This is a genomic window from Bacillus sp. MYb209 (assembly GCF_002975175.1).
Lineage (GTDB): Bacteria > Bacillota > Bacilli > Bacillales > Bacillaceae_G > Bacillus_A.
In genome coordinates, this window is the sequence record NZ_PCNZ01000012.1 from 96,920 (window position 1) to 123,290 (window position 26,371).

29 protein-coding genes and 2 pseudogenes are annotated in these 26,371 nt (G+C 35.0%); 28 read left to right on the forward strand and 3 right to left on the reverse strand.

What is annotated here, in order from left to right; genetic code table 11:
* Window positions 1-709: 709 nt before the first annotated feature.
* Window positions 710-1,375, reverse strand: a complete 666-nt coding sequence (locus tag CQZ94_RS18115; protein ID WP_105586469.1) for a hypothetical protein — start codon at window positions 1,373-1,375, stop codon at window positions 710-712.
* Window positions 1,376-3,507: 2,132 nt separating this feature from the next.
* On the opposite strand from CQZ94_RS18115, the gene CQZ94_RS18120 reads away from it, so the two are divergent.
* Window positions 3,508-3,747 carry a hypothetical protein gene (locus CQZ94_RS18120; RefSeq protein ID WP_105586470.1) on the forward strand — a complete coding sequence of 80 codons (240 nt, stop codon included), beginning with the start codon at window positions 3,508-3,510 and terminating at the stop codon, window positions 3,745-3,747.
* A gap of 129 nt (window positions 3,748-3,876) precedes the next feature.
* Here CQZ94_RS18120 and CQZ94_RS31240 read toward each other — a convergent pair whose 3' ends face one another.
* The gene (locus CQZ94_RS31240) at window positions 3,877-4,041 is read right to left on the reverse strand and encodes a hypothetical protein (RefSeq protein ID WP_029441596.1); all 165 of its coding nucleotides are present in this window, start codon (window positions 4,039-4,041) and stop codon (window positions 3,877-3,879) included.
* A gap of 280 nt (window positions 4,042-4,321) precedes the next feature.
* On the opposite strand from CQZ94_RS31240, the gene CQZ94_RS18125 reads away from it, so the two are divergent.
* Window positions 4,322-4,792, forward strand: a complete 471-nt coding sequence (locus CQZ94_RS18125; protein ID WP_016105984.1) for an ArpU family phage packaging/lysis transcriptional regulator — start codon at window positions 4,322-4,324, stop codon at window positions 4,790-4,792.
* Window positions 4,789-5,331 (forward strand): site-specific integrase, encoded by a 543-nt coding sequence (locus CQZ94_RS18130; protein WP_088099465.1) that lies wholly within the window; start codon window positions 4,789-4,791, stop codon window positions 5,329-5,331. Before CQZ94_RS18125 ends, CQZ94_RS18130 begins: the two co-directional genes overlap by 4 nt.
* Before the next feature lie 369 nt (window positions 5,332-5,700).
* Here CQZ94_RS18130 and CQZ94_RS18135 read toward each other — a convergent pair whose 3' ends face one another.
* Window positions 5,701-6,006: a WGxxGxxG family protein gene (locus CQZ94_RS18135; RefSeq protein ID WP_105586471.1), complete on the reverse strand. Its 306-nt coding sequence runs from the start codon at window positions 6,004-6,006 to the stop codon at window positions 5,701-5,703.
* A 345-nt stretch (window positions 6,007-6,351) separates the two neighbouring features.
* Here CQZ94_RS18135 and CQZ94_RS18140 point away from each other — a divergent pair, with 345 nt between their 5' ends.
* From CQZ94_RS18140 to CQZ94_RS18245, 25 genes and pseudogenes are all read left to right on the forward strand, one after another.
* Window positions 6,352-6,867, forward strand: coding sequence for a DUF3231 family protein (locus tag CQZ94_RS18140; RefSeq protein ID WP_105586472.1), 516 nt, complete (start codon window positions 6,352-6,354; stop codon window positions 6,865-6,867).
* A gap of 464 nt (window positions 6,868-7,331) precedes the next feature.
* On the forward strand, window positions 7,332-7,553 hold the full coding sequence (locus CQZ94_RS18145; protein ID WP_105586473.1) for a hypothetical protein: 222 nt from the start codon (window positions 7,332-7,334) through the stop codon (window positions 7,551-7,553).
* On the forward strand, window positions 7,546-7,671 hold the full coding sequence (locus tag CQZ94_RS31790) for a hypothetical protein (protein ID WP_258166029.1): 126 nt from the start codon (window positions 7,546-7,548) through the stop codon (window positions 7,669-7,671). The genes CQZ94_RS18145 and CQZ94_RS31790 overlap by 8 nt, the downstream gene beginning before the upstream one ends.
* On the forward strand, window positions 7,664-7,927 hold the full coding sequence (locus CQZ94_RS18150) for a hydrolase (RefSeq protein WP_105586474.1): 264 nt from the start codon (window positions 7,664-7,666) through the stop codon (window positions 7,925-7,927). The genes CQZ94_RS31790 and CQZ94_RS18150 overlap by 8 nt, the downstream gene beginning before the upstream one ends.
* Window positions 7,914-8,249: an HNH endonuclease gene (locus tag CQZ94_RS18155; RefSeq protein ID WP_105586475.1), complete on the forward strand. Its 336-nt coding sequence runs from the start codon at window positions 7,914-7,916 to the stop codon at window positions 8,247-8,249. The genes CQZ94_RS18150 and CQZ94_RS18155 overlap by 14 nt, the downstream gene beginning before the upstream one ends.
* Window positions 8,250-8,372: 123 nt before the next feature.
* Entirely contained in the window at window positions 8,373-8,684 is a 312-nt protein-coding gene (locus CQZ94_RS18160; protein ID WP_048517240.1) for a P27 family phage terminase small subunit, read from the forward strand.
* A complete protein-coding gene (locus CQZ94_RS18165; RefSeq protein WP_105586476.1) occupies window positions 8,681-10,348 on the forward strand; it encodes a terminase TerL endonuclease subunit in 1,668 nt (555 codons plus the stop codon). The genes CQZ94_RS18160 and CQZ94_RS18165 overlap by 4 nt, the downstream gene beginning before the upstream one ends.
* An 8-nt stretch (window positions 10,349-10,356) precedes the next feature.
* Window positions 10,357-11,502 (forward strand): phage portal protein, encoded by a 1,146-nt coding sequence (locus CQZ94_RS18170; RefSeq protein WP_105586477.1) that lies wholly within the window; start codon window positions 10,357-10,359, stop codon window positions 11,500-11,502.
* Window positions 11,502-12,242 (forward strand): head maturation protease, ClpP-related, encoded by a 741-nt coding sequence (locus CQZ94_RS18175; protein WP_105586490.1) that lies wholly within the window; start codon window positions 11,502-11,504, stop codon window positions 12,240-12,242. Before CQZ94_RS18170 ends, CQZ94_RS18175 begins: the two co-directional genes overlap by 1 nt.
* Before the next feature lie 3 nt (window positions 12,243-12,245).
* Window positions 12,246-13,397, forward strand: coding sequence for a phage major capsid protein (locus CQZ94_RS18180; protein WP_105586478.1), 1,152 nt, complete (start codon window positions 12,246-12,248; stop codon window positions 13,395-13,397).
* Window positions 13,398-13,409: 12 nt separating this feature from the next.
* Entirely contained in the window at window positions 13,410-13,703 is a 294-nt protein-coding gene (locus CQZ94_RS18185; RefSeq protein ID WP_002066670.1) for a hypothetical protein, read from the forward strand.
* A gap of 1 nt (window position 13,704) precedes the next feature.
* Complete coding sequence (locus CQZ94_RS18190; RefSeq protein WP_105586479.1) at window positions 13,705-14,055, forward strand: phage head closure protein; 351 nt, start codon at window positions 13,705-13,707, stop codon at window positions 14,053-14,055.
* 1 nt (window position 14,056) lies between these two features.
* A complete protein-coding gene (locus tag CQZ94_RS18195; protein WP_105586480.1) occupies window positions 14,057-14,401 on the forward strand; it encodes an HK97 gp10 family phage protein in 345 nt (114 codons plus the stop codon).
* Window positions 14,398-14,727, forward strand: coding sequence for a hypothetical protein (locus tag CQZ94_RS18200; RefSeq protein ID WP_105586481.1), 330 nt, complete (start codon window positions 14,398-14,400; stop codon window positions 14,725-14,727). Before CQZ94_RS18195 ends, CQZ94_RS18200 begins: the two co-directional genes overlap by 4 nt.
* Window positions 14,728-15,321 (forward strand): major tail protein, encoded by a 594-nt coding sequence (locus tag CQZ94_RS18205; RefSeq protein WP_105586482.1) that lies wholly within the window; start codon window positions 14,728-14,730, stop codon window positions 15,319-15,321.
* 6 nt (window positions 15,322-15,327) lie between these two features.
* Window positions 15,328-15,690 carry a hypothetical protein gene (locus CQZ94_RS18210; RefSeq protein WP_002128744.1) on the forward strand — a complete coding sequence of 121 codons (363 nt, stop codon included), beginning with the start codon at window positions 15,328-15,330 and terminating at the stop codon, window positions 15,688-15,690.
* Window positions 15,691-15,716: 26 nt separating this feature from the next.
* A complete protein-coding gene (locus CQZ94_RS31795) occupies window positions 15,717-15,905 on the forward strand; it encodes a hypothetical protein (RefSeq protein ID WP_258166030.1) in 189 nt (62 codons plus the stop codon).
* A gap of 16 nt (window positions 15,906-15,921) precedes the next feature.
* A pseudogene (locus CQZ94_RS18215) lies at window positions 15,922-17,130 on the forward strand (DUF2207 domain-containing protein); the annotation flags it as partial.
* Window positions 17,131-17,390: 260 nt separating this feature from the next.
* Window positions 17,391-19,793 (forward strand): annotated as a pseudogene (locus CQZ94_RS18220) (phage tail tape measure protein); the annotation flags it as partial.
* 41 nt (window positions 19,794-19,834) lie between these two features.
* Window positions 19,835-21,292: a distal tail protein Dit gene (locus CQZ94_RS18225; RefSeq protein WP_105586485.1), complete on the forward strand. Its 1,458-nt coding sequence runs from the start codon at window positions 19,835-19,837 to the stop codon at window positions 21,290-21,292.
* Window positions 21,289-24,711: a phage tail spike protein gene (locus tag CQZ94_RS18230; protein WP_105586486.1), complete on the forward strand. Its 3,423-nt coding sequence runs from the start codon at window positions 21,289-21,291 to the stop codon at window positions 24,709-24,711. Before CQZ94_RS18225 ends, CQZ94_RS18230 begins: the two co-directional genes overlap by 4 nt.
* 16 nt (window positions 24,712-24,727) lie before the next feature.
* Complete coding sequence (locus CQZ94_RS18235; RefSeq protein ID WP_048517227.1) at window positions 24,728-25,096, forward strand: hypothetical protein; 369 nt, start codon at window positions 24,728-24,730, stop codon at window positions 25,094-25,096.
* 113 nt (window positions 25,097-25,209) lie between these two features.
* Entirely contained in the window at window positions 25,210-25,698 is a 489-nt protein-coding gene (locus CQZ94_RS18240) for a hypothetical protein (RefSeq protein WP_048517226.1), read from the forward strand.
* Window positions 25,699-25,724: 26 nt separating this feature from the next.
* On the forward strand, window positions 25,725-25,868 hold the full coding sequence (locus CQZ94_RS31245) for a hypothetical protein (RefSeq protein WP_157681248.1): 144 nt from the start codon (window positions 25,725-25,727) through the stop codon (window positions 25,866-25,868).
* A 63-nt stretch (window positions 25,869-25,931) separates the two neighbouring features.
* The gene (locus CQZ94_RS18245; protein ID WP_048517225.1) at window positions 25,932-26,357 is read left to right on the forward strand and encodes a phage holin family protein; all 426 of its coding nucleotides are present in this window, start codon (window positions 25,932-25,934) and stop codon (window positions 26,355-26,357) included.
* The last annotated feature ends 14 nt before the right edge of the window (window positions 26,358-26,371 follow it).

The following is a 26,371-nucleotide window of genomic DNA, read 5'->3' on the forward strand; positions in this document are numbered from 1 at the left end:
GAAAACTAAACAAAATCCTTATTTTAAATAAAAAGAGCGCCTTTAAAAGCGCCCTATGACCAAGGAGTGTATCGAAAATGATACTAAATGATTAATAATGAGATGATCATGATTATTGTATGTACGTTTCTAATGTATGTGCAGTCTTTATATACAATCAAAAAGAGCACGCATATAAGCATGCTCTTTGACAAGAAAGGTAGATTTCTATGAGTGGAGAGTCTTCATACAATAACGTATGCTTGTCCGGTTAAAAGGTGAAAATTTTTTTAATAAAACCTTTATTTAAATAAAAAGAGCGCTTTTTAAGGCGCTCTATGACCGAGATTTATATAAAAAGGTGACTATGATTATTGTATGTATGTGTTTAATATATGTACAGTTTTCAAACAAAATCGTTATTTCATAGTAAATAAGAAAGAGCACACATATAAGCATGCTCTTAAACAAGAAAGGTAGATTTCTATGAGTGGAGAGTCTCCATACAATAATATATGCTTGTCCAGTTTAAAGGTGAAAAGTTTTTAATAAAAACGTTATTTAATACTGAAATTATCCACTTTAAAAAGAGCACTATAAAAAGTGCTCCTCCAAAAAAATATGGTTATTTACTTAGTTTTAATAATAACTAACAAAAAGAAAATGGAGTTTGCTTACTGTAATATAAGTTGCGGAAAATTTATTCCGGCTGGGATTACTGGAAATATTCTTAGTGAAATTGTTGTTGACCTTGTTGGTTACCCATTTGTTGCTCTTGTTGGTTACCCATTTGTTGACCTTGTTGGTTACCCATTTGTTGACCTTGTTGGTTACCCATTTGTTGACCTTGTTGGTTACCCATTTGTTGACCTTGTTGGTTACCCATTTGTTGACCTTGTTGGTTACCCATTTGTTGACCTTGTTGGTTACTCATTTGCTGTCCTTGTTGGTTACCCATTTGTTGACCTTGTTGGCCCATTTGTTTAATTTGTTGCTGAGCCTGATATATAGCTTGATTGATTTGATTTAATGTTTGATTTGATTGAAGATGCTGTAAGCCTTGATTTAAAGTTTGGATAGCTTGTTGAATAGTTTGTTGCAATTGCTGATCTGCTTGTTGCATTTGTTGTTGAGACTGTTGACTAAATTGTTGAAGTTGTTGCATCAACTGATCGGCTTGTTGAAGGCCTTGCTGACTTTGCAGCCCTTGTTGTTGTTGTTGTTGTTGTTGTTGTTGTTGACCTTGTTGTTGTCCTTGTGAAGATTGAGACATTTGAGATAAAGCTTGTTGTAAATGTTGAACTTGGTGGTGAATTGCACTTAATTCTTGAGAAATTTCTGTATCCGCTGCCTTACGTGCTACAGCTTCAATTTTTTTTTCCGTACGTTTGTCCATTTTTAACTCCTCCTTATGTACCCACATAATAGTGTGGAACACCTTTATAATGTGCTAAATTTTATTTTTAATACTAAAAAATAAAATTTAGAGACTAGGGAAGAGAGGTATATTAATAGTGCTTTGATCGAAAATAGGACAAGCAAAATTGCTTGTCCTAAAAGGAGGGGGATACTTCAAAACGACCAAATGACTCGTATTGGTAAACAGGTTCTCCTAGATAGTATGATTCAAACTAAGAAAGTTATACAAAAATAGCAGGCAAAGAAACTTTGCCTGCTTGTGGGTTGAATGAGTTAGCCAATTGCAATAAAATGCCTTCTCATTCTTTTACAAGAAGAGTGAAGCCACTAGTTCGAATGACTTATAAGTATCGTGTGCAGTTTAGCTAAAAATATGTAATAGAAGATAAAGAACTTATTTTATAGCAAAGAGAGCACTCCTTATAATTGCTCTTGAAAGACGCGCTTCAATAATAACAAGAGATTAACTCAATATAATTTATGATTTTCTTATTTTACGGTGAAAATTAAACGTAAAATAGGAGAACAGATGCATAGGCTGTTCTCCTAAGGAGCGGGAATACTGAATTTGAAGTGCATCTCAAATGACAATCAATCAAGCATTTCATAAATAGCATGTGGATTTTTTTGAATATTATACATGTGTTGAGAATTTAATAAAAAGTTTATTTTGTAGAAAAAAGAAACTAAAAAAGAGCACCATGTACAAGTGCTCTTTAAGATAGGAGGTAACCCAGTAAGCTGAACGTCTAGGTTAGAAGTATATGGTGTGAAAAATAAATAAGAACAAAATTTTATTAGCTCAGTACAAAAAAAACAGTTAGCAAAAGCTAACTGCCTCTTGTACACAAGAACAATACATTTACAAGGAAACAACAATATGTAACTTTAAGTTTCAGTTATAGTATAAACAGGATTAGGAATGTTATGCAGATTAAAAAAGAGCACTGTATATAAGTGCCCTTGAGAGGTAGGTGTAATACTAATCATAACCAGTATTAATATACGCTTAATATAATTAAAATATGAAAAAAGCAGCTAGCAAAAGCTAACTGCAGTTAGAACAATACAACCGTGAATTTAAGGAGTACAAAATCTCATGGTTGAGTATAGTATGGATATAAGTTCCAAATTTATGTAACAAAATTTAAAAAAGAGCAGTTAGTTGTATTAATTGTTCTATGTGATACAACCTGGGCAAGAAGCAGAGTGTACTGTGATTAATATTAGTGGAATATTAACTTTTATTCAGGTTGTTCAAATGTAGTTAAAGAAAGAACTTAAATATGTTTGTAAATATCATAAGATAAAAGGTTATACAAAGATGGATCGTGAGCAGTTAATACATCATGTAAGAGTAATTCTTGGTCATATAAAAACTAAATAAAAATGCTATTTTAATTTCAAACAAAAGAACAGTCAGCAAAAGCTAACTGTCCCATTTTGGAGGAAAATCAATTGTTACAGATTGGCATATTCAAAGTATGTACAGAAATTGGGGATTTATTCAGGCAAAACTAAAAAGAGCACTATCAATTAGTGCCCTTTGTAAAAATAGCGTAAGTGGCCAGCTCACGTTATAAAGAAAGGTAGAATTTAATATATTCAAACCCTGCTTAAATGGTGAAAACAAAAGAACAGCTAGCAAAAGCTAACTGATCCATTGCAACTTGTTAACAAAAGAAAAAGGTTGCTATTCAGGAATTGAACAGCTTGTAGATATTATGTGGAAGTTTTGGAATTTTATTCAGATAAATTACAAAAGCAGCTAGCAAAAGCTAACTGCTTAGCCCCAAGGAAGAGAGAGGAGCGCTTGATTAGGTCTAAGGCTGAAATAAGGGTTTTAGATGTTAAGACCTAAGACCTAAATATAGTATAGATCTCACTTCAGAAATTATGCATATAAATTGTATTCCTACAAAAATGGTTAAAAAACAAAGCAGCTAGCTCAATTAGCTAACTGCTTGTTGTACAAAAGAAAATTAGGCCCTACAAGTAAATGATATGTAACTTTAAGTTACAGCTATAGTATAAGCAGAATTAAAAATAGTATGTGGGAGTGAAAATGAGCTTAATAAAAATTTCATTTTGTAGAAAAGGGGAATGGATATGGCAAAGTGTTGTGATCGATGTAAACAACCTATTAATCCTAAAGAGATGTGTAAGGTGAAAGTCGAAATTAGATTTCGAGAGTACGTGAGAAACTTCCTCTTATCATTTCAGCGAAAAATTAACGGTATGGCTGATTATGATGACATGATTACGACCGGGAATGTTGAGATGTGCGAAAGTTGTAGGAATTCATTACTTAAATTTTTAAATGGTGCAGATGTAGTGAAAACAGAATAAAAGCAGCTAGCAAAAGCTAACTGCTCCCTACAAGGAGATACAGAGAAAACTACTTCAAATGAGTTATGGCATACAGCCTATATACATTATTGACGGAATATTTAGTTTTATTCACCGCAAGATTCATATTTAAATTAAAATCTCTGTTATTAATATTATCATTCCTACAAGAAGCAAGAATTCAAGCGAAATCCAAAATACACTTTTCTGTGGTTTTTTAAATTCTTGTATTAAAGAGAAGATGGAACTTATTGCTACAAAGATGAAAAGGATGAGTCGTATCATATCTGGCATTTTAACCACTCCTAAGGTTTGAATAGATTCATTATATAACGATTTTTAAATTTTTTTGATAATTAAGGGTGAGAATTAAGCAAAATTTAAACAAAATAATCCTTTGAATAGAAAAATAGATAAATTGTGTAAAAATGGTATAATAAATAAAAATTAAATATTTAGTCCTACTGGAAGAACCAGCGGACATCAAACCATAAAGGGCATTAGTGATAGTGTTCTATGGTTTGGTGTCCGTTTTTTTATTTTCATTAATAAAACAGATAAGGAGTGTTTATATATGACGCAATTAACATTCTTACCAAAAATTGATCGTAAAGCAACACAAGTACGTTTAGAAGAGGTTCTTGAAAACGTTCGTATTTATAGACAGTTTGGGATGATTAGAAATGAGATGAAGGTCACAGCTTCTTGCGAGATAAGATATCACGGTCCTACAAACATGGTAGGCAAGCCAGCTGAAGATGTTGCTTTAGCAAATGTTGCAATGAGTGAAAGAGAAGTGAAATTACAACGCTTATCCTTTCAAATTGATAAGGCATTAAGTCGCTTTAGCAAGAATCAAAGAGACATCATTGTAAAGCGATATTTAGAAGATGAAGAAGTCTTTGATTACATGATTTATAACGAGGTTGGAATGAGTGAACGTACATACAGACGCAATAAATCTAATGCTTTTTATAAACTAGCATTTGCTCTTAGATTAGAAGTATATGAGGCAGAAGAGCATTACGGAGGGGATGACCGATGAATTTTGTTCAGCCAATACGTGATCCAGAGCAAATACAACAGATTAAAGAATATCTGAGGGAAAACAATGAGCGCAATTATATTTTGTTTGTAATGGGGATTAATACAGGTTTGCGGATCAGTGATATTTTAAAACTAAGAGTTAGTGATTTAAAAGGAAGCCACATCTCAATGAGAGAAAAGAAGACAGGGAAACAGAAACGTATTCAATTAACTCCATCATTAAAAAGAGAACTACGTTGGTACATTGAAGAAAGAGATGACAATGAGTATTTAATTAAGAGTCGCGAAGGAAAGAATAAACCGATTGGACGCAGCATGGCATATAAGATACTTAGAAGTACGGCATCAGAGTTTGGATTAGATGAGATAGGTACACATACATTACGTAAGACATTTGGATATCACATGTATATGCAAACAAAGAATATAGCCTTACTTATGGAGATATTTAATCATTCATCCGAAAGAGTTACGTTAAGATACATAGGTGTCAACCAAGATGCAATGGATAAAGCTATGATTAAATTTAAAATATAGCAACATCCTTTTTATTTTTTTGATTTTTATAATTACCCATTTTTTACGTGTTGTGTAATTCAAAAGGAAAAAGCTTATGAAGCTATGAATATCAAAGGATTCAGCGATAGGGGCAGTTACACAAAATATAAGATATGGGTAAGTGAAGAAACGGCATAAAAAGAAGCGTAGTTCGTCAAATGGACGTAATGCTCCATTACCATCAAGTTAAGAAATTCATTGTTTCCGATTAATAGTATCCGTTTTTATGTGATAGTTATGGATTTGAAAAAATAAAAAATCGCCTTATTTAAAGGCGATTCATAATGTATTCATTTTGCATTCTTTTGATAAATAAATATCTTTTAAAATTAAATGCAATGTTCTACATTAACGTGTTTCTGGATCTTTGTCTTTTTTTCTAAGACCAAATAATCCTACTAGTCCCAATAAACCAAGCCAAGCCCAATTATTATTTTTATTACGATTATCATTTAAATCATTTGTCGTATTTACATTTCGAGTTCTCACATCATTATTAACTCTATTCATGTTATGGTCATTAACTCGAGTTGTAATATTATTATTGTTAACTCTATTCGTATTATATCCATCGTATTCAGCATGGACGCTTGTACCAAAAACCATAATAGTTAGTAATAGGGCACCTAAAATAGATGAAAGTCTTTTCTTCATGTTTTTCCCTCCTTTCGTATTTAGTAATGTCTCCAGTCCCTTTAGACAATATTCGGTTGAAAATATATAAAACCATTTGAATTGAAATTATGATAAATATCTTTAATTTTTATTATTAAAAGTACTTATAATAATGGATTAAGTTAATTGAAATGTAATTATTATTTATAAGAATAAATTTTTGGTAACGGTACATTCTATGAGAGGTAATTACTATATTTGGGTAAGGTGTTCCTTATGAGTTATAAGAACTTATTTTCTTTAATCCAGAACATGGTTGGGAAAATTTTTTCTATAGTAAGTATTGTTGCTAAAAGTTTAATTTCTTTAAGGAGGAATATTTTTATGGGTATTTTAAGTGGAAATCCACAAAATGAACCAATGCACTACGGAGAAGTCTTTGGGATTTGGAGTTATCTTGCAGCGGCACAAGGCGCAATTGCTGGATATCAAGTTCTTATTAACCACACAGGAGACGAGGATTTAAAGAAATTTTTAGAGAACCTTGTAGAGAATGATGTCCAATCAGAAGTTGAAGAATTAAAAAATTTATTGAAATTGAATGGTGTTGCATTACCACCAGCACCTCCAGAAAGACCAGTTGCATCTATTGAAACGATTCCTCCTGGTGCTCGTATTAATGATGCGGAAATTGCAGCAACGGTTTCTGCAGGTCTTGCTGCTGGTTTAGTAGCATGTAGCCAAGCTATGGGACAATCCCTTCGAGAAGATGTAGGAATGATGTTTGGTCAATTCCATATGAAAAAAGCACAAGCTGGAGCTACATTACTTCGTCTGAATAAGAAAAAAGGCTGGATTATTCCGCCGCCATTACATGTTCTACAATCAGATCAAGCATAATACCTAAATAAACATTCAATCTATTCTTTATGACTGTCACAGTGAGTTAGTCTAGGGAAATAAAGGTTATTAGCGAATTAAAATAAGTGGCAGAGTCGTGACCGCTTTTTGGCAGTAAATGTACCGGTTGTTTTACAATTACCGTGTTATATTTGTATTGTGAGTAATGGCGGAAAACATAACTCATAAAGATTCCTTTATATTTTGTCTAAACGATTCATAATGATGGCATATAAAATCCGTAACCAGCAGATGGTAGTGATTGAATGATACCGTTATTAGGAAGAGCTTTTGCTCTTCTTCCAGCTACTTAATAATGTTGGTGCAGATAAACATAACAAAATTAGGTGGTTGGAAGAAGAATAAAACTTCATTTACCGTAATTGAAGTACAAATTAATACTTAATGAAAAAGCATCCATTCGGGTGCTATTTATTTTGAAGAATATAAAGGTGGTGTAAGTAATGGATACATTATTACAAAACATCAAATTGAAAAAGAAATTCAATCAATTATTTACAGATAATCAGGAGTTAAAGGAATCGGTTAAAGAATTATCTCGAACTGTGGAAGGTTTAAAAGTTACAGTCGATAATTTACAAAAAGAATTAAATGAAAAAGTAAATGGTGAAAACATTTTGGATGCTATCGTATATGCGATTGAAGAAGTGAAAGAGATTGATTAACCCAATAGCAATTATCGTAGGTGCTGCCGAGATCGGTGTAGCGTCTTATTTGTTGTTAAGGAAAGATAAGCGAAAACGTGTTGCATTTTATAAAGAAGGAGTGAGGATAGATGGATAGTGTTTTAAACGGTAAGATTGCTGTACTTGGTCTTATACCTATTGATAAGAAAGCATATAGCAAATACCTTAAGCCTCATGAGAAAGCGTACAAGAAGGCTGGGGTAGATGTTAATCGATTCAAGTATTATAAGCTGTATGGACAGAATCACATGCTTTACTCTATAAAATATCTTGAACAAACTTCAATAAAAGAATTGTTGGAAAGAGATAGAGGGAATCAACAACGTTGGGTAAAGACAGATGAAGGAATATAAAACTAAACAACAGAAGCGTAAGTTCTATGACAGTGGTGAGTGGAAGAGTATACGTGAACAAGTGAAGAAGCGTGACAACTATGAATGCCAAGAGTGTAAACGAAACGGTCGTGTTCAAACTGATACCAATGAGTACAGTGAGAGTGCGAAGCGTAAGAAGATACAACTCGTTGTCCATCATATAAAAGAACTTGAGTACCATCCAGCTCTTGCATTAGAAATAGATAATTTAGAAACAGTCTGTGTGGATTGCCACAATAAAGAACACGGTAGAACATTCAAAAAGAAAACGAATAAATGGCAACACGATGAAAAGTGGTAAAAATGATTCAGAAACAATACCCCCCCTTAAAATATTTCATCAAAAAATGGTCTAAGGGGCACCGGAGGAGGGGGTTAACTGTCAGGTTTTTTTCGGAATTACGCACGTAAGGGGGGTGGGTAGATGGCTGTTAGTATTGTAAGGTTAAAAGAACAGCTCATGAATAGTATTGATATTGCAGATTTAGTCGAAGTTGAAAAGGTAGAAAGATACATTGATCTTGTTAAAGCATTTAGAAAAATAAATAAAACTATTAATAAGGAAGGCGAGTCCGTAACAGTAAAAAACGGTTCTCAAGTTTTTGTTAAAGCCCACCCTCTTATAGGAGAAAGGAATAAAATTAACAGTTCTTTAATCGCGTTAGGCAGAGATATAAAGTTTGTTGTTAAGGCTAACATTCCTAATGCGGGTTATAGTGAAAGTGATCTAACATGATTGGGCAAAAGTACATTGATGAATATATTGAACTTTATCGAAGTGGAAAAGTGAAGTTCAATAAAGAAAGAGAATTGTTAATTGAATATCTAGAAAAATATGTTTTGAACAGAGACGATTTATATTTTGATGATGAAATGATTGAGAAGTGTATTCGCTTTGGTGAGAAGTGGTACTTTCCATTACAATCTTTTCAGAAATTCTTAATAGCATTCGTCTTTTTATTTTACAAGAAAAATGGACGCGTATTTTATCGTAAATTCCTATGGATGCTTGGGCGTGGTGGCGGTAAAAACGGATTAATATCAGTCATCATTCACTTTTTAATTAGTGAAATGCATGGTATTCCGGAGTATAACATTTCCGTTGTTGCAAACAGTGAAGAACAAGCGAAAACAAGTCCTGATGAAGTTCATAAATGCGTTAAACGAAATGAAATATTGCAACGAGCATTTAAAACAACATTAACTCAAACTGTTTCTAAAGCTACAGGAAGTGTATTGAAGTTTAGGACATCAAACGGAGATACAAAAGATGGTTTGCGTGATGGTGCGGTTGTATTTGATGAAATACATCAGTATGAAAGCAATAAAGATGTTCGAGTCCATATCAGCGGTTTGGGGAAAAAGAAAAACCCACGAGAATTTTACATTGGAACAGATGGATATGTACGTGATGGTTTCTTAGATAAGCAAAAAGAAAAAGCAATGAAGGTTTTAAACGGTGAAGCCCGTCCAAACGCTATCTTTCCGTTCATTTGTAAATTGAATGATGAAAAAGAAGTTGATGATCCAGATAATTGGGAAATGGCAAACCCTATGTTATCGCAGCCTTTAAGTGAGTATGCCGAAGGATTACTTGAAACAATCAAGGAAGAATATGAAGATTTAGAAGATGATCCAAGTAACCGAGAAGAGTTCATGACGAAGCGTATGAACTTACCAGTTACAAACCTAGAGCGTTCCGTTGCAAAGTGGTCAGAAATTCTTGCTACAAATCGTCCATTCCCTAATTTGTATGCTCAAGAATGTATAGGAGCATTAGACTTTGCAAGTATTAGAGATTTTGCAGCATGTGGCCTTTTATTTAGACAAAATGGTGAGTACATTTTTAAAACGCATTCCTTTGTCCGAAAGGAATTTGTAGATATCTATTATGGATATTCTAAAAAAGCAGGTGAGTTTAAAAAGCAGAAATTTGCTCCAATAAAAGAATGGGAAGAACAAGGACTACTAACGGTTGTGGATGAACCGACTATTAATCCTCAACACATTGTTGATTGGTTTGTAGAAATGCGCGAACAATACGGAGTTAAAAAGATTATAGCTGATAATTTCCGTATGGAAGCAATAAGGCCTTTATTAGTTGCGGAAGGGTTTGAAATAGAAGTTATACGAAATCCAAAGGCAATTCATAGTTTGCTAGCCCCACGTATTGAAATGGCATTTGCAAATAAACAAATTATTTTCGATGATAACCCTTTAATGCGTTGGTACACACAAAACGTATTGGTTGTTATCAAAGGTGATGGAAACAAAATATACGAGAAAAAAGAGCCAGTACGTAGAAAAACAGATGGATTCCAATGTTTTGTCCATGCTCTTTATCGAGCGGATGAGATACAAGAGGCAACCGACTTTATACTAAGCGATATTAAATTCTAATAAAGGGGGTGATAACCATTGGATGGTTAGGTTCAGTATTCAAAAGAAATAAAGAGCTAGAATTTATGGTCGATTTGGATTTGATTGCTGATACAGCAAACAGGGTTCATATGAACCGATTAGCAATTGATACATGCGTATCATTTTTAGGAAGAACAATTAGTCAATCTGAATTTAGAGTAAGAAACGGTAAAGCATTTGAGAAGAATGAGCTTTATTATCGATTAAACGTTAGACCGAACAAAAACATGACGGCCAGCACCTTCTGGGAAAGATTTATTCGCAAACTTATTTATGATAATGAGTGTTTAGTTATACAAGCAGATGATGGTGATTTACTTATTGCTGATGGATTTCAACATAACGAATATGCTGTGTTTGAAGATACTTTTACCGATGTAATAGTAAAGGATTATACGTTTAAGAGAAGTTTTAAGCAAAGCGAAGTTATTCATTTAAAATATCGGAATGATAAATTATCTCCACTTATTGATGGATTATTTGCAGATTACGGGGACTTATTCGGTAGGCTATTAAACTCTCAAAAACGTAAGAATCAAGTTCGTGGAACAGTTGATATGGATATTATCGGTGCTAAAACAGAAGAACAGATAGCCAAGTTGCAAGAGTTTATTGACAATATGTATAAAGCAATTGGTACGAAAGATATCGCTATTGTTCCACAACAAAAGGGTATTAATTATAACGAAATATATAATGGGGTTGCGAATGGTCCTAGTGTGGAAGAAATCAATAAAGTAACCAATGGTTTTTTAAATCAAGTAGCAATGGCTATTGGTATTCCAACAGCTTTGTTATATGGCGAAATGGCTGATGTAGAGAAGCAAACGAAAAATTACATGCTTTTTACAGTAAGGCCATTATTAAAAAAGTTATCTGATGAAGCGAATGTTAAATTCTTTGAAATGAATGAATATCTTTCAGGACAAAAGATTGAAGTTAAAGCTGTTTCTTATCAGAGTATATTTGACCTTGCAACAAGTATTGATAAACTCATTTCTTCAAGTGCATTTACAGGAAATGAGATTCGTTCAGAAGTAGATTATGAAAGTTCTGATGATCCAAACTTAAATATCCATCATATTACGAAGAACTATACGAAACTAAATGAATCTGAAGGAGGTGATAAATGATGGAACATTTGAACATGAATAAGCTTTTAAATTTAAAACGAGATATTCGCTTTGAAGATAAAGGTGAGAATGGGTACAAATTAACGGTTTATGGATCAATCGGTGGATGGTTTAGTGAAAATAACGCTGAAGCAGTAAGAAGAAAAATTCAAGATGTAAAAGCAGAAAAAATTCACGTTCATATTAATTCGGGTGGAGGTTCAGCATTTGATGGTGTAGCAATTTGCAATCTGTTAAAGCAGCATGATGCCGAAATTATAGTTCATATTGATGGGTGGGCAGCCAGTGCAGCATCTGTTATTGCAATGGCTGGTGATAAGATTGTTATGCCTAGTAATACTATGATGATGATTCATCAAGCGAGTACCATCGAATATGGAAATGCAGACCTATTTGAAAAAACAGCACGAGATTTACGAAAGATTGATTCAGCTTTAGCGGCATCTTATAAGAAACGTTTTGTTGGAACAGATGAAGAATTAAGGCAACTATTAAAAGATGAAACATGGCTAACAGCAGAGGAAGCAGTTGCTCTTGGTTTAGCTGATGAAATTGCTGATGAAATTGAAATTGATGATACGCAAGAAGATGAAGAAGAGGAAGTTGTAGAAAATTTTAAAGAAGATTTAGTAGCTAAGTATACGAAACAACCAAATAATCAAAATCCAAAAGAGCCTATTCAAGAGCCTGTTAATAAACAGAACTTGAGTACGCTCTTTTTAAATTTAGGAGGAAAATAAAATATGGTGATTAAATTTAATAATTTTGAAGAGAAAAAAATAGCTTTTGCGAAAGCAACACAGGAAGGAACACCAGAAGAACAAACAGCGGCATTAAATTCTATGATTGAAGCACTTGCTACAGATGTCCGCTCAGATATCTTGAATCAAGTCAATGAATCTATTGTAGACCGTTCTATTATGCAGTCTCGTGGTTCTAATGTATTAACAAGTGAGGAAATGAAATTCTTTAATGCAGTTGTTCAAGATGGTGGATTTAAAGATACTGAAACATTACCTAAGACAACACAAGAACGAATTTTTGATGATTTAGTTCAAGGTCATCCGTTGTTAGAACATATCGGATTAGAAAACTTAGGTGCTGTGACAGAATTTATCTATGGAGATCCAGAAGGTGCAGCTGTATGGGGACCATTATTCGGTGATATTAAAGGGCAATTAAATGCTACATTCCGAAAAGAGTCTATCTCTCAACTTAAATTAACGGCATTTATCCCATTGGCAAATGACATGCTTAAACTTGGTCCAGTGTGGGTGGAACGCTATGTTCGTACAATGATTTCAGAAGCTATGTCTGTAGGTTTAGAACGTGGATTCGTAATTGGTACAGGTAAAGATGAACCTATCGGATTGTTAAAAGATCCAAGTGGAAGTGTTGTTGGAGGAGTATATCCAGATAAAAAAACAGCAGGGACTTTAACATTTGAGCCAGGTCGAAAAACAATCAATGAATTAAAAGGAGTTGTTAAATTACTGGCTAAAAAGCTAAATCCTGATGGTAAAACTGATGCAGACAGACCAAAAAATATTGCTGGGAAAGTAGTTATGGTAACAAATCCGTTTGATACTTTTGATATCCAAGCAAATGCAACAATTCAAAATGCAGCTGGAGTGTATGTGACAAGCTTACCGTTCAATCCAACTCCTACAGAATCAGTGTTTGTACCTCAAGGTAAGGTGCTTTTTTTTGTTAAAGGAGAGTATATTGCAGCGATGGGTGGAACTGAACCAATTAAAAAGTATGAAGAAACATTAGCTTTAGAAGATGCAACACTTTATATTGCTAAACAATATGCTACGGGTAAGCCGAAGGACAAATATACTTCACAAGTTTACACATTAAGCCTGGAGGAAACACCACCAGCAACTAAATAAGGAATGATGTAAATGGAAACAGTAATTTCAAATGAAATATTACAGCAATTCAAAGATAGGATGCGATTAGGTGATGATGAAGATGATAACCTAAGACGCATCCTATTTGCATCAAATAAAGCTTTAATAAAAGACTGTGGATCATATGACATAAACAAAGACGAGACGTTCAAAGAATTAGTTTTTGAACGTTCTCGCTATGTTTATAATGATGCACTCGAGTATTTTTCTGAGAATTTTTTAACGGAAATTAATAGCTTCGGCATTCAAAAAGCTTTAGAAGAAATCAAACTGGACGGTGAATAAAATGCGTCCTTTTCAATACAAAAAGCCACTGAATACAGGCGATTTTAGAAATCGAATCAATATTGAACAACCTGTAGTAATAAAAGATGAATTAAACCAGGTAATTGAAACATCTTGGCAGGAGTTAAAAAAAACCTGGTCAATGATAAAAACGGTGAAAGGTTCCGAGTATATTGAAGCTTCAGCTTCACAGGCTACACGGGTGTATCGTTTTGTGATTCCATATACTTCTGGTATTACGGAAGAAATGCGAATTAATATGAAAGGCCGTATCTTTGATATTATCGAACCGCCAATGAATGATGATGAAATGTATCAAACATTGACTATTATCGCAAAGGAGCATGTTTAGTATGAATGATTTTGCGAGTGATCTTGCTAGAGAATTACAAAGATATGCAAGTATTGTGGAAGAAGATTTGGAAAATGAAATCGATGAAGTAGCAGATATTGCTGTAAGTAAATTAAGGCAAAGTGGTCCTAAAAAAACAGGTGCTTATCGTAAGGGTTGGCGTAAGAAAAAAGAGGGGAATGGCGTTGTTCTTCATAATACAAAAGGGCAATTAACACATCTATTAGAAAATGGGCATGCAAAAGTTGGTGGTGGTCGAGTGCCAGCAAAAGTGCATATTCGTCCAGTTGAAGAGTATGTAATTGACGAATTGCCAAGACGTATCGAAAGGACGATTGGGCAATGACATTAGGTGAATTAACAAAAATTCTTGAAGCGACCGGTTATCCTGTGGCTTATTCGCATTTCACAGCAACGCCAACCAATCCAGTTCCAGCACCACCTTATATTTGTTTTCTTGTGGACGGTTCAGCCAATCTCATGGCTGATAACAAGGTCTATCACAAGATAAACGATTTAAATATTGAGCTTTATACAACTAGAAAAGATTTAGTTGCAGAAGCCAAACTTGAAAAGGTCCTAGACGATCATGAAATTCCTTATGATTCATACGAGACTTTTATTAAATCTGAAAAACTATATCAAAAATTTTATGAAACGAGGTTGATGTAAATGAATGAAAATAAGGTAACATTCGGTTTGAAAAATGTACATTATGTACCATTAGATACTAAGGATTTTTTAGTTAAATTCGGGACACCAATTCCATTACCTGGTGGAGTTGAACTAACTTTTGAGCCACGCGGTGATTTAATTGAATTCTATGCAGATGACATGCTTTATTACGCGGCAAGTAACAACCAAGGTTATGATGGAACGTTATCCATTGCGACTATTCCAGAGCAATTTGCTATTGATGCACTTGGAGAACAATTAGATCCGGAAGACGGAGTGTTAAATGAGTTGGCGGATGCCAAAGGAAAATCATTTGCACTACTATTTGAATTTGATGGTGATGTGAATGCAACTCGTCATGTTATGTATAACTGTTCAGCAAGCCGTCCAACACTAGGATCTAAAACAAAAACAAACTCTGCTGAACCAAATACGAATGAATTGAAATTTGTCTCTAGTCCAATTATTTTAGTACCTGGTGGAAGACCAATGGTTAAAACAAAAACAACATCTAAAACAACTCAAGCAATCCATGATAATTGGTACAAAGAAGTTTACGTGAAAAAAACAGCAGCACCAAAAGGAGCGTAATTATAAATGGAAAAGACAATTACAATTGACGGAAAACAAGTTCGATTAAAAGGTACAGCGGCAACAGTTAAACGCTATAAGGCACAATTCAGACGTGATTTATTCGCAGATATGATGGCATTAGGAGCTATTGGTACATTTACCTCGCAAGATGAGTCACAAGGTACTATCGACCTATCAACCGCAGATTTTAAGAACGTCGATTTCGAAGTTATTTACGACTTAGTTTGGTTATATGCAAAAACAGCAGATCCAAATCTTCCTGATCCAATTACATGGCTAGATGGATTTGACGAGTTTCCTATTTATGATATCATGCCAGAAATTAATGACATGATTCAAAGTACAATGGGAGCAAAAAAAAAATAACAGAAGATGATGAAGAGCAAGGAGCAATCGGTGATGACGAATTAACAACCGATACGTTTCTTGCTCTTTGTTATAAAGCAAAGTTAACACATGGCGATTTAGAAGAAATGACTGTTGGCGATTGCTTTGATTATATTGCTGAATTTGCTGAAATGGAAAATCCAGATAAAGAAAAAGTAAGAAAAGCGAATCAAAAAGATTACGATTCTTTCTAAGAAATGAGGTGAAAATATGGCAGGAAGAATTAAAGGGATTACGATTGAAATTGGTGGAGAGACCACGGGGCTTCAAAATGCTTTAAAAGATGTTAATAAACGTAGTAATGATTTAACTAAGGAGCTTAAAGATGTTGAGCGACTATTAAAATTTGATCCAGGAAATGTGGAAGCATTAGCGCAAAAGCAACAGTTACTTACACAACAAATTGAAAATACAACACAAAAGCTAGATAAATTGAAAGCAGCGGAACAACAGGTTCAGGAACAATTTCAAAATGGAAAGATTTCTGAAGAACAATACCGCTCGTTTAGGCGTGAAATTGAATTTACACAAGGATCACTTGATGGGTTAAAAAATAAGCTTGGAAACATGAAAGCTGAGCAAGAAAATGTGGCAAGTTCCACAAGGCAATTAGAAACTTTATTCAGTGCAACAGGTAAAAGTGTTGATGATTTCGCAGGAGCATTAGGGAATCGTCTTGTAAATGCAATTAAAAGCGGTACAGCTACAAGTAGACAGTTAGAACAAGCGATTGGAATTATCGGCCGAGAAGCATTAGGAACAGAAGCTGATATTGAGAAATTACAACGTGCGCTCAGATCTGTGGATGACGGTAATTCGATACAACAAGTTCGAAATGAATTGAGAGATTTACAGCAAGAAGCTGACAGAACAGAGAAAAAGTTTGAAGGCTTACAAGTAGGATTAGAAAATGTTATAGGTGGAATGGCAGCTGGTGGCGGTATTGCAAGTGCAGTTGAACAAGCGTTGGATATGTCAAAGTTAAAAACAAAAATAGATATCACTTTTGATGTTCCAGAGTCTTCAAAAAAGTCAGTTGAAGAAGCTGTTAGAGGGATAACTGCTTATGGTGTGGATGCAGAAGCATCTTTAGAAGGTGTGCGTCGCCAATGGGCTTTGAATAAAGGTGTTAGTGATGAAGCGAATGCAGCAGTTGTTAAAGGAGCAGCCGCAATTGCTCAATCTTATGAAGGTATAGATTTTACCGAGTTAATTCAAGAAGTTAATGAAATAGGTAATGAATTAGGTACATCGCAAGATGATGCTCTCGGGTTAACCAACGCCTTATTGAAAATGGGATTTCCTCCTGAACAATTAGACGTTATTGCTGAATATGGTGGGCAATTAACACGAGCTGGATACAACGCGAGGGAAGTTCAAGCTATTATGGAAGCTGGTGTTGAAACTGGTACTTGGAATTAGATTATAGTTCCCTTGTATGGCGACATACAAGGAAAAACTCCTTTAATTCAGTGAAACTCTCAAAAGAGACAATACTGAGCGAAGCCTTTTTATTAAGGAACGTGCAACGACTAGTCGAAAGACGTAGGGTGTAAGCAAATGACACTCGAAACGGGGAGCAACTCAAGTAGTTGAAGATATAGTCTAATCTATACGGTGACGTATAGCAGTTCGTAAGAGAACGGGCGTGACGTTGCGAATCACGTTGAATATAAATGATTGATAATCTCTTAGATGGTTTGAAAGAGGGGCGTATTAAAGCTGCTGAGTTTGGTCAAGGCATCGATAAAGCAATGAAAGAAACCCTTGAAGGTACTAATATTTCAGCTGAACAATTGCAAAAGTGGGGTCAAGCTGTAGCTAATGGTGGCCGTGAAGGTTCGGAAGCTATGACACAAATTGCTCTAGCATTATCACAAGTTGAAAATGAAACGAAGAGAAACGAATTAGGTGTAAAACTATTCGGTACAATGTACGAAGATCAAGGGCAAAATATCATTAATACTTTGCTAGGTGCAAAAGAAAAAACAGTTGATTTTAAGAATAACCAAGATCAATTGAATGACTCAATAAAGAAAATGGATGCGAACCCAGCAGTTAAAATGCAAAAAGCCATGAATGATTTAAAAATGGCTCTTGAACCTGTACTTGGGGTCGTGGCGGATTTAGTAGCAAAGTTTGCTGAGTGGGTCACAAATAATCCGGAGTTGGCAGCGACATTAGCAACAATTGCTGTAGCCATTGGCATAATATCAGGTGCTATCATGGCACTTGCGCCTATAGTTGTGACAGTCATGAGTATCTTCGGGATTGGAGCGGCTGCAGCGGCTGGAATTGTTGCTGCTATTCCCCTTATCGTAGCCGCGATAGCTGCCATAGGTTTTGCGATTTATAAAAACTTTGATGACATTAAACAATGGATTATAGATATTTGGAATTCTATTACGGAATATTTAGTAGAGCTTTGGGACGGTATAGTTCAATCATCCAGTGAAGCGTGGAGTTCATTTTTAGAAACAATGCATGAGTTTTTTGATCCCATTGGTCAATTTTTCAGTGATTTATGGACAGGTATAGGTGAGGTATGTAGTAATGCATGGAATTCAATTGTTGAATTCTTTTCTGGAGCTTGGGCTTCATTTACAGAAATGATGCATAGTTTTTTTGATCCGATAGGCGAATTTTTTAGTGGCTTATGGTCTGGAATTGTTGAAACTGCTTCCTCTTGGTGGTCTTCTTTAGTTACAACAGCATCCGAATTGTGGGGCATGTTAACACAAGCTTGGCAAGATACTTGGAATACAATTCTTACTGTTTTAGATCCAATTATTTCGGCGGTTTCTACCGTTTTAGAAGCAGGTTGGTTACTTATTCAAGCTGGAGTGCAAATTGCATGGGCGGCAATCTGCCAATATATTATTCAACCGATTCAAGAAGCTTACGACTGGGTAAGTACAAAAATCGGTGAAATGGTCACTTGGCTTGGTACACAATGGGAAATTGCAAAAGCTGTGGCACAAGTTGCGTGGGGATTATTTAAACAATATATTATTCAACCAGTCCAGGAGACTTGGAGCTTGGTGAAAGAAAAATTCTCTGATTTGGTTTCTTGGCTTGGTTCACAGTGGGAAACAGCGAAATCTTATACACTAGCAGGTTGGAATTTAATAAAACAGTATGTTATTCAACCCGTCCAAGAATTGTGGAATACAACGAAAGAAAAACTTGGAGATTTAGCAAATTGGATATTAAGTAATTGGGAAACAATAAAATCTTATACACTTACAGCTTGGAGTTTGGTAAAGAAATATGTGATTGATCCGGTAACTGAAACGTATAATCAAGCCAAGCAAAAATTCACCGATTTATATAACTCAGCTAAAGAAAAATTCGATGCTGTAAAGAATGCTGCACAAGAAAAATTTGAAGCAGCGAAACGATTTATTGTAGATCCAATAAAAGATGCAGTTGACAGCATAGAAAAGTTTATTGGGAAGATTAAGGGATTCTTTAGCGACTTGAAGTTAAAGATTCCAAAACCTGAAATGCCACCTCTTCCACATTTCAGCTTGGAAACAAGCACGAAAAACGTTTTAGGTAAAGATGTTACTTATCCTTCTGGAATCAATATTGATTGGCGTGCAAAAGGTGGTATTTTCACTAAACCAACTATCTTTGGAATGAATGGTGGAAACTTGCAAGGTGCTGGAGAAGCGGGACGAGAAGCAGTGCTTCCGCTGAATAAAAAGACGCTTGGAGATATTGGTGCAGGAATTGCTGCGACTATGGTTGGCACGACTGGATCTATGAGTCAATTAATGAGTGATATGAGTCGTATGATGGATAGTTCTATGAGCCAGTTATCAGGATTAAAAACTGTTATGAGTGGTGTGTATGGAAGTATGTCAAATAGCAGACAAGCTATGACAAATAATACCGCAAATCAAGTATTCAATTATTTACCTGGTCAATCTGGTGTTAATGGAGCGATACCAACACAGGGTGGCGGTTTAGTGATTGAAGTACCTGTTACTTTGGAAGGACGAGATGTAGCACGTGGTACTTATAGATATACAACCGAGTATCAAGATAGAGAAGAAGCAAGAAACTCAGCCTTTTAGGTTTGGGTTTCTTTTATTTTATAAAGAAATGAGGTGTTAACATGAGTTCTTTTACATTTAACAAAGAACGTAAAGATTTTATTCAAATAGAAAAAGGATGGAAAAGACCAGCATGGGCACCGTTAAAAAGAAATTTTCTAAATGTTCCAGGTTATCCAGGCGCAAGATTATTAAACACGCAAACAGAAATTCGCACTCTTTCTATTCCAGTTGGAATTATTGTTCCTGATGGTGCAGATTTAGAAACATTAAAAGAAGAAATAGCAGGTTGGCTTATTACAGAGCAACCAGTAGAGCTTACTTTCGATGTAGAACCAAATAGAACGTATTTAGCTGTTGTGGATGATAGCTTTGATCCAGATGAATTTGTAACACTTGGTCAGGGCGTTCTTAAATTTATTTGTCCAATGCCTTATAAATTAGGACCTACTCGAACGACAGAATTTCAAATGGATGGGCGTGGATTAATAGCAAACGTACAAAACAAAGGAAGTGTGGAATCTAATGCAATTATAGAAGTTGAAGTAGCGAAACCTTCCACTTTTCTTGATGTATGGAATAGTACGAATTATTTTCGCATTGGATATCCATTGAAAGCAAATCAGGTTCCCGTTGAAAGAAATCAACGTGTGTTGTGGGATGAAATGTCAACAACTGTAGGATGGACAAAAGTAGCTAAGACAGAGGATATGACTGGTGGAGGTGAATTTAAGTCAGATGGATATCGCCTTGTACCACTTCATTTTGGAACGGAAGGTACAAAAGGATGGCATGGTGCTATCGCTAAAAAGAATATTCCGCAAGGTCCATTGCAGGACTTTATCATGCAAGCATATGTAGGTATTAATAGTCATCATTGGGATCAGATGGGACGTGTGGAAATAGGTCTTCTCGATGAAAATAGCGATTATGTAGCTCGTATATCGATGAGCGATGTTCAATGGGAAGCCGAGCAAAACAGTGGATTCGCTTCTGTTGGGAATAGTAAAAAACCAGGTGGACAGGTATTCATTAATGAACATGGAGATCACCCAGACACCTGGACAAATTTTAGAGGTCGTTTATGGCTTGCTAGAACTGGAAACAGATGGGAGGCTTATATTTCTAAATTTATATTAGGTACGGAGATTGATGACTCAGAACGCTTTGTAGTGTGGATAGATGAAAATAATGTCAATATGAATAAAGTCGCCCAAGTGCAAATCAGCATTTCTCAGTTTTCAAATAATATGTTTTGTTCACAAATGTCTATCGATGATTTAAAGATTTGGAAAGTTAATATGAATACGCAAAGTAATCCTCCTTATATTTTTGATGTTGGGGACAAAGTAGTTATTGATACAGAACGAAGTCTTATAACAATAAATGGTAAGAAGGCTATTAATCTAAAAGATATTTTTAGTGATTATCCAGTTATTCAAAAAGGTCAAAATAAACTAGAAATAATGCCTCCAAATGTCGGAATAGCAAAGGTAATGTATAGGGAGAGATTTAGATGAGAACACCTAGCGGAACACTTCACGTTGTCGATTTTCAAACAGAACAAATCGTTTCAGTTATCCAGCCCAAAGACTACTGGGATGATGTTCGTCATTGGGAAATCAAAAATAACATTGATACTTTAGAGTTTAAAGTATTTGATAATACAGAACATGCAGCGACTCTTATGCAGCAAAACTTAGTGTTAAAAGAAGTAAGAGATGGGCGGATAGTTCCTTATGTAATTACTGAAGCTGAAAAAGATTCTAATGATAGATCTGTAATTACTTATGCATCTGGTGAATGGATTCAACTTGCAAAAGCAGGAATTATTCCTCCACAAATTTTAGAAGGTAAGACAGTAATTGAAATGGTGGATATAGCTCTTGTAGGTACGAAATGGGAAAAAGGAAATTTAGAATATGCCGGATTCCATTCAATGACAATCGATGAATTCATTGATCCATTAAGTTTTTTGAAAAAGATTGCTTCTTTATTCGAATTAGAAATTCAATACCGTGCTGAAGTTGTGGGTTCACAAATTGTTGGTCGTTATGTGGATATGGTCAAAATACGGGGGCGAGAAACAGGTAAGGAAGTAACTTTAGGTAAAGATTTAATAGGAATCAAACGTATTGAAAACTCTCAAAATATCTGCACAGCGCTTATGGGGTTCGTTAAAGGCGAAGGAGATAAGATAATTACAGTTGAGAGTATTAATAATGGTTTGCCGTACATCGTAGATAACGATGCATTTCAACGTTGGAATGAGCGTGGTCAACATAAATTCGGATTCTATACTCCAGAGACAGAACAAGATATAACTCCACAACGTTTAATGACTCTTATGAAAACTGAGCATAAGAAACGTATTAATACATCTGTTTCTTATGATGTTCAAGCGCAAAGTATTGGACGGGTTTTTGGATTAGCACACGAATTAATAAACGAGGGCGATACATTAAAAATTAAAGATACAGGATTTACACCGAAATTATATCTTGAAGCTCGTGCGATTGCTGGTGATGAGTCATTTAAAGATCCGATGCAAGATAAATATGTGTTTGGTGATTATCGCGAGATTGTGGATGCAAACGAAGAATTACGGAAAATGTACAACAAAATATTAGCTACACTAGGCAGTAAAGCCAATAAAGAATTATTGGATAAGTTAGAAGAACTAGTAAAAGAGAATGATCAAAAAACCGAAACTGCTCAGAAAGAATCTCAAGCGGCTAAAGAGTTAGCACAAAAAGTACAAGATAATCTGAAAGACTATCAAACAACTATTTATGAAGGGGGTAATCCACCTAAAACAGGATTAGAATCCGGCAAAACACTTTGGCGTGATATCAGTAATGGGAAACCAGGTATCTTAAAAATCTGGAAAGGTACAGAATGGGAAGTACTTATACCTGATTACGGAAAAGATGTAAAAGAACTTGATGAACGAACAGCAGAATTTAAAACATCATTAGAGGGTCTAGAAAGTGATGTCGGACAGCTTTCTATTACAACAACAGAACAAGGTCAACAAATCCTTGATGCAAATACAAAAATCGAACAAACTTCACGAGCGATTGAAGCGAAAGTTGATATCAAACAAGTTGAAGATTATGTGGGTGGAATCGGAGTAACGAATGAACTTCGTAACACTCGTTTAAAGCAAGGTACAAAATATTGGTCTAGTGCAGTTTCCTTCTTTGTTGACAATGTTGAAACACACTGGGGTGATTCGTCTCTCAAACTCTCAGTTAGTGGAAATACTGATAATGCATTCCGCAATATAACATCTGATAGAGTATCAGTTGCTACTGGAGAAAATGTTGTGGTATCAGCATATTTCAAAACAAAAAATATGGATGAACACGAAAGTAAATACATGCGAATTGCAATTGTCTTTTGGAAAGCAGATGGATCTCAATTATCATCTGGTAATTTTCTTAACTTTACTATTCCGAATGATACATGGGTGAGACAGGAATACAGTGTTGTTGCTCCTCCAGAAGCTACAAAAGTAGGTTTAAGAGCTTATGTTATTCGAAATGGCACAATGTGGATGGCACATCCTATGTTACAAAAAGCAACTAAAGCAAGTTCTTACATTGAAAACCCAGCGGATATGGTCGACAAAGATAAAATCATGGATGACTTAGCGGATAAGGTAGCAACTGAAAAATACAATCAGAAAGTTATAGAGTTAGAAAGAAGTATCAGCGCTAATGAAAAAGGCGTTACAATCGTCTCTGAAAAACAAGAAACTTTCATAAATGAGACTTTTGATGCTTATGTAAAGAAAACAGGCTCAAAGTTAGAAGTATTAGATAAAGGAATTCTTGCTGAAGTTAAAAACGGTAATATCATTGCAGCTATTAACTTCTCATCGGAAAAATTAGAAATCGATGTTTCAAAAGTAGCTATTAATGCAGATACAATGGTGAAATGGTTAACGGCAAAAGGTATTGATACGAATGTCATTAACGTTAATGGTGATAAGATTACCATTGATAAAAATGGTGTAACCGTTAAAATGCTAGATTTCCTATTCCAAGATGAATGGGGAACTAAAACAACCGCAGTATCAAGACGAAATCTAATAGCAGATCCCGACTTTTCTTCTGTTGGAAAGAAAAATATTGGGAATAGCGATTATTATGGATTTGAAGGTGGATATGGTCTTACTTGGAAGCCGCAGGGCAATGTAGTGATAGAAAAAAATACATCTGTATTTGATTACGAACAAATGGTTAATGCGTCAAGGGTAGATATGTACAACTATCCAGAAGCAGTGGTTAACAATGGGATACATCCTGGTAACGAATATACTGTATCTGCACATTTTAGAGCAGCTATGGTAAATGGCGTGCGTAAAACAGCGAAACCACGTTTGCATGTATGCTGTGTGAAGTTTAGGGACAATGTTTCTTATGACATATGGAATGAGCAAAAAATGGACTTCGCTGAGCCATCTGTATTTTATGGAGAAATCAGAAGATATTCATTCACTTTTAAGGTGCCGACAAACTATATACCTCAAGAACATGCGTTAATTATTAAAGTCTATTCTGCAAATGGACAAATACCCGGTGCACAAACAGCGGTTTGTGTATCAGGTGTAACGCTATACAGTGGTAAATATGCATCTATGTATAACTGGGATCGAGCGGCAGCAGAAAGAGCCGCTGGTATTCAACCATTTAATAGTATTGCAATAGGTGGTGTAAATAACAATGTAGGTCCAGCACCTGATGGCCAAACGTTTGATATATCAACAGAAAAAGATGTTAAGTTTTCTACTAATATACGAGCTGCACAAGGTGTAAATCTTGGTGGAAATGCATTTCAAGGCTGGGGGCATATCCGTTTTACAGACGGTAATCTCGGCCCGGGTTTTTATGTGAGCAGTGCGAATGGTTGGAAATTTAATGCCCTTGGATAAAAAAGGAGAGATATAAATGAATAAGTATGACATTCACACGATGCCACTTCAAGCAGGTGAAAGCTTTCCTTTTATGGGGAGGCTGGTAGATGCAAAAAGAACTGATACAGGAATTTCTGTCCAAATACCTGCTGATATGTTAAATAATGCGGGCATTCCTGATGGCACTAGTAAGGTCGAAGTGTGGAGAGAAATGTCTGACGGAACAATCTGTTTCAGAATTGCAACAAGATGTGAATTGTGTGGACGTGGTGCAAGACTTTATGAGTTAGATATGGGATTTGCGAAAAAAAATATTTGTGCAGATGATTATTTCAAACTGACAGGTAAAAATCCACCGCAAGAAATTCCAACAACTGAAACAATACTAACCGAACAGCTATAAGCTGTTTTTTATTTTGAACAAAATACGGCTTGTATAACATTTTTTTGAAATTTCATGTGAGTTATCCACTCTTATCCATGTATAATAAACTCATGATAAGGGGGGACTTGTTTATGGAAGATCTATTTAATGAAATCGAAAGAGGATTAGATGCAGGAGTATATCATTTATCATTAGGAATGGCTTTATGCATACCGGATATTTGTGCTGCTTTACAATCTGATGATGGGAAGGCTAGTGGAAGAAAATATAAAGAATGGTATAACAGGTATGTAGGAGATAAGTTTAGTATGTCAGCTGATGATTGTTACTATTTTAGATGTTCTTTCTTACATCAAGGAAGTACACAACACGAGAAGTCAAAATATAATAGAATTATATTTGTGGAACCGAATTCTAATTTCTTTTTCCATAATAATGTAATTAATGACGCATTGAATATTGATGTAGCACAATTCTGTAGAGGTTTAACAGATTCTGCAAAAAAATGGTTAGAAGAGGTCAAGGAAGAAGAGAATTTCATTCGAAATCATTCTAATTCATTCAAGAGGTATTCGGAAGGATTATCACCATATATAGTCGGTATTCCTGTATATAGTTAAAAATCTATTTCACGGGAGGTGCAGATTTGACTGTTGAAGAATTAATTGCAAATTTGTTAAATTTGAATCCTGATAGTGAAGTTTATATATCCTGTGAAGGCGGTTGTGTTGTTGACAACGAAATAACGGTTAAACAGGAAGGGAACAAAGTGTTTTTAGAAATCGAATAGTGACATAAACAAAGAGAGGTGAAATTCACCGCTCTTTTTTATTTTGTATAAAGGAGTGAAAAGATGGATCGTATTGATGTATTAATGAAAACATTTATAGCTACGTTTGGTGGCTTCTGTGGGTATTTCTTGGGAGGATGGGATGCAACATTGAAAATCTTAGTGACGATGGCAGTTATAGATTATTTAACTGGCATGATAGCAGCTGGATTTAACGGGGAATTAAAAAGTAAAGTAGGTTTTAAAGGCATCGCCAAAAAGGTGGTGCTTTTTCTTTTGGTTGGAGTGGCAGCGCAATTAGATACAGCGTTTGGAAGTAACAGTGCTATTCGTGAAGCAACAATCTTTTTCTTCATGGGTAATGAATTGTTATCACTTTTAGAAAACGCTGGACGTATGGGAATCCCTTTACCTTCAGCACTAACAAATGCTGTTGAAATTTTAGGTGGTAAACAAAAACAAGAAGATAAAAAGGGAGATGTTCAATAATGAAAAAACATATT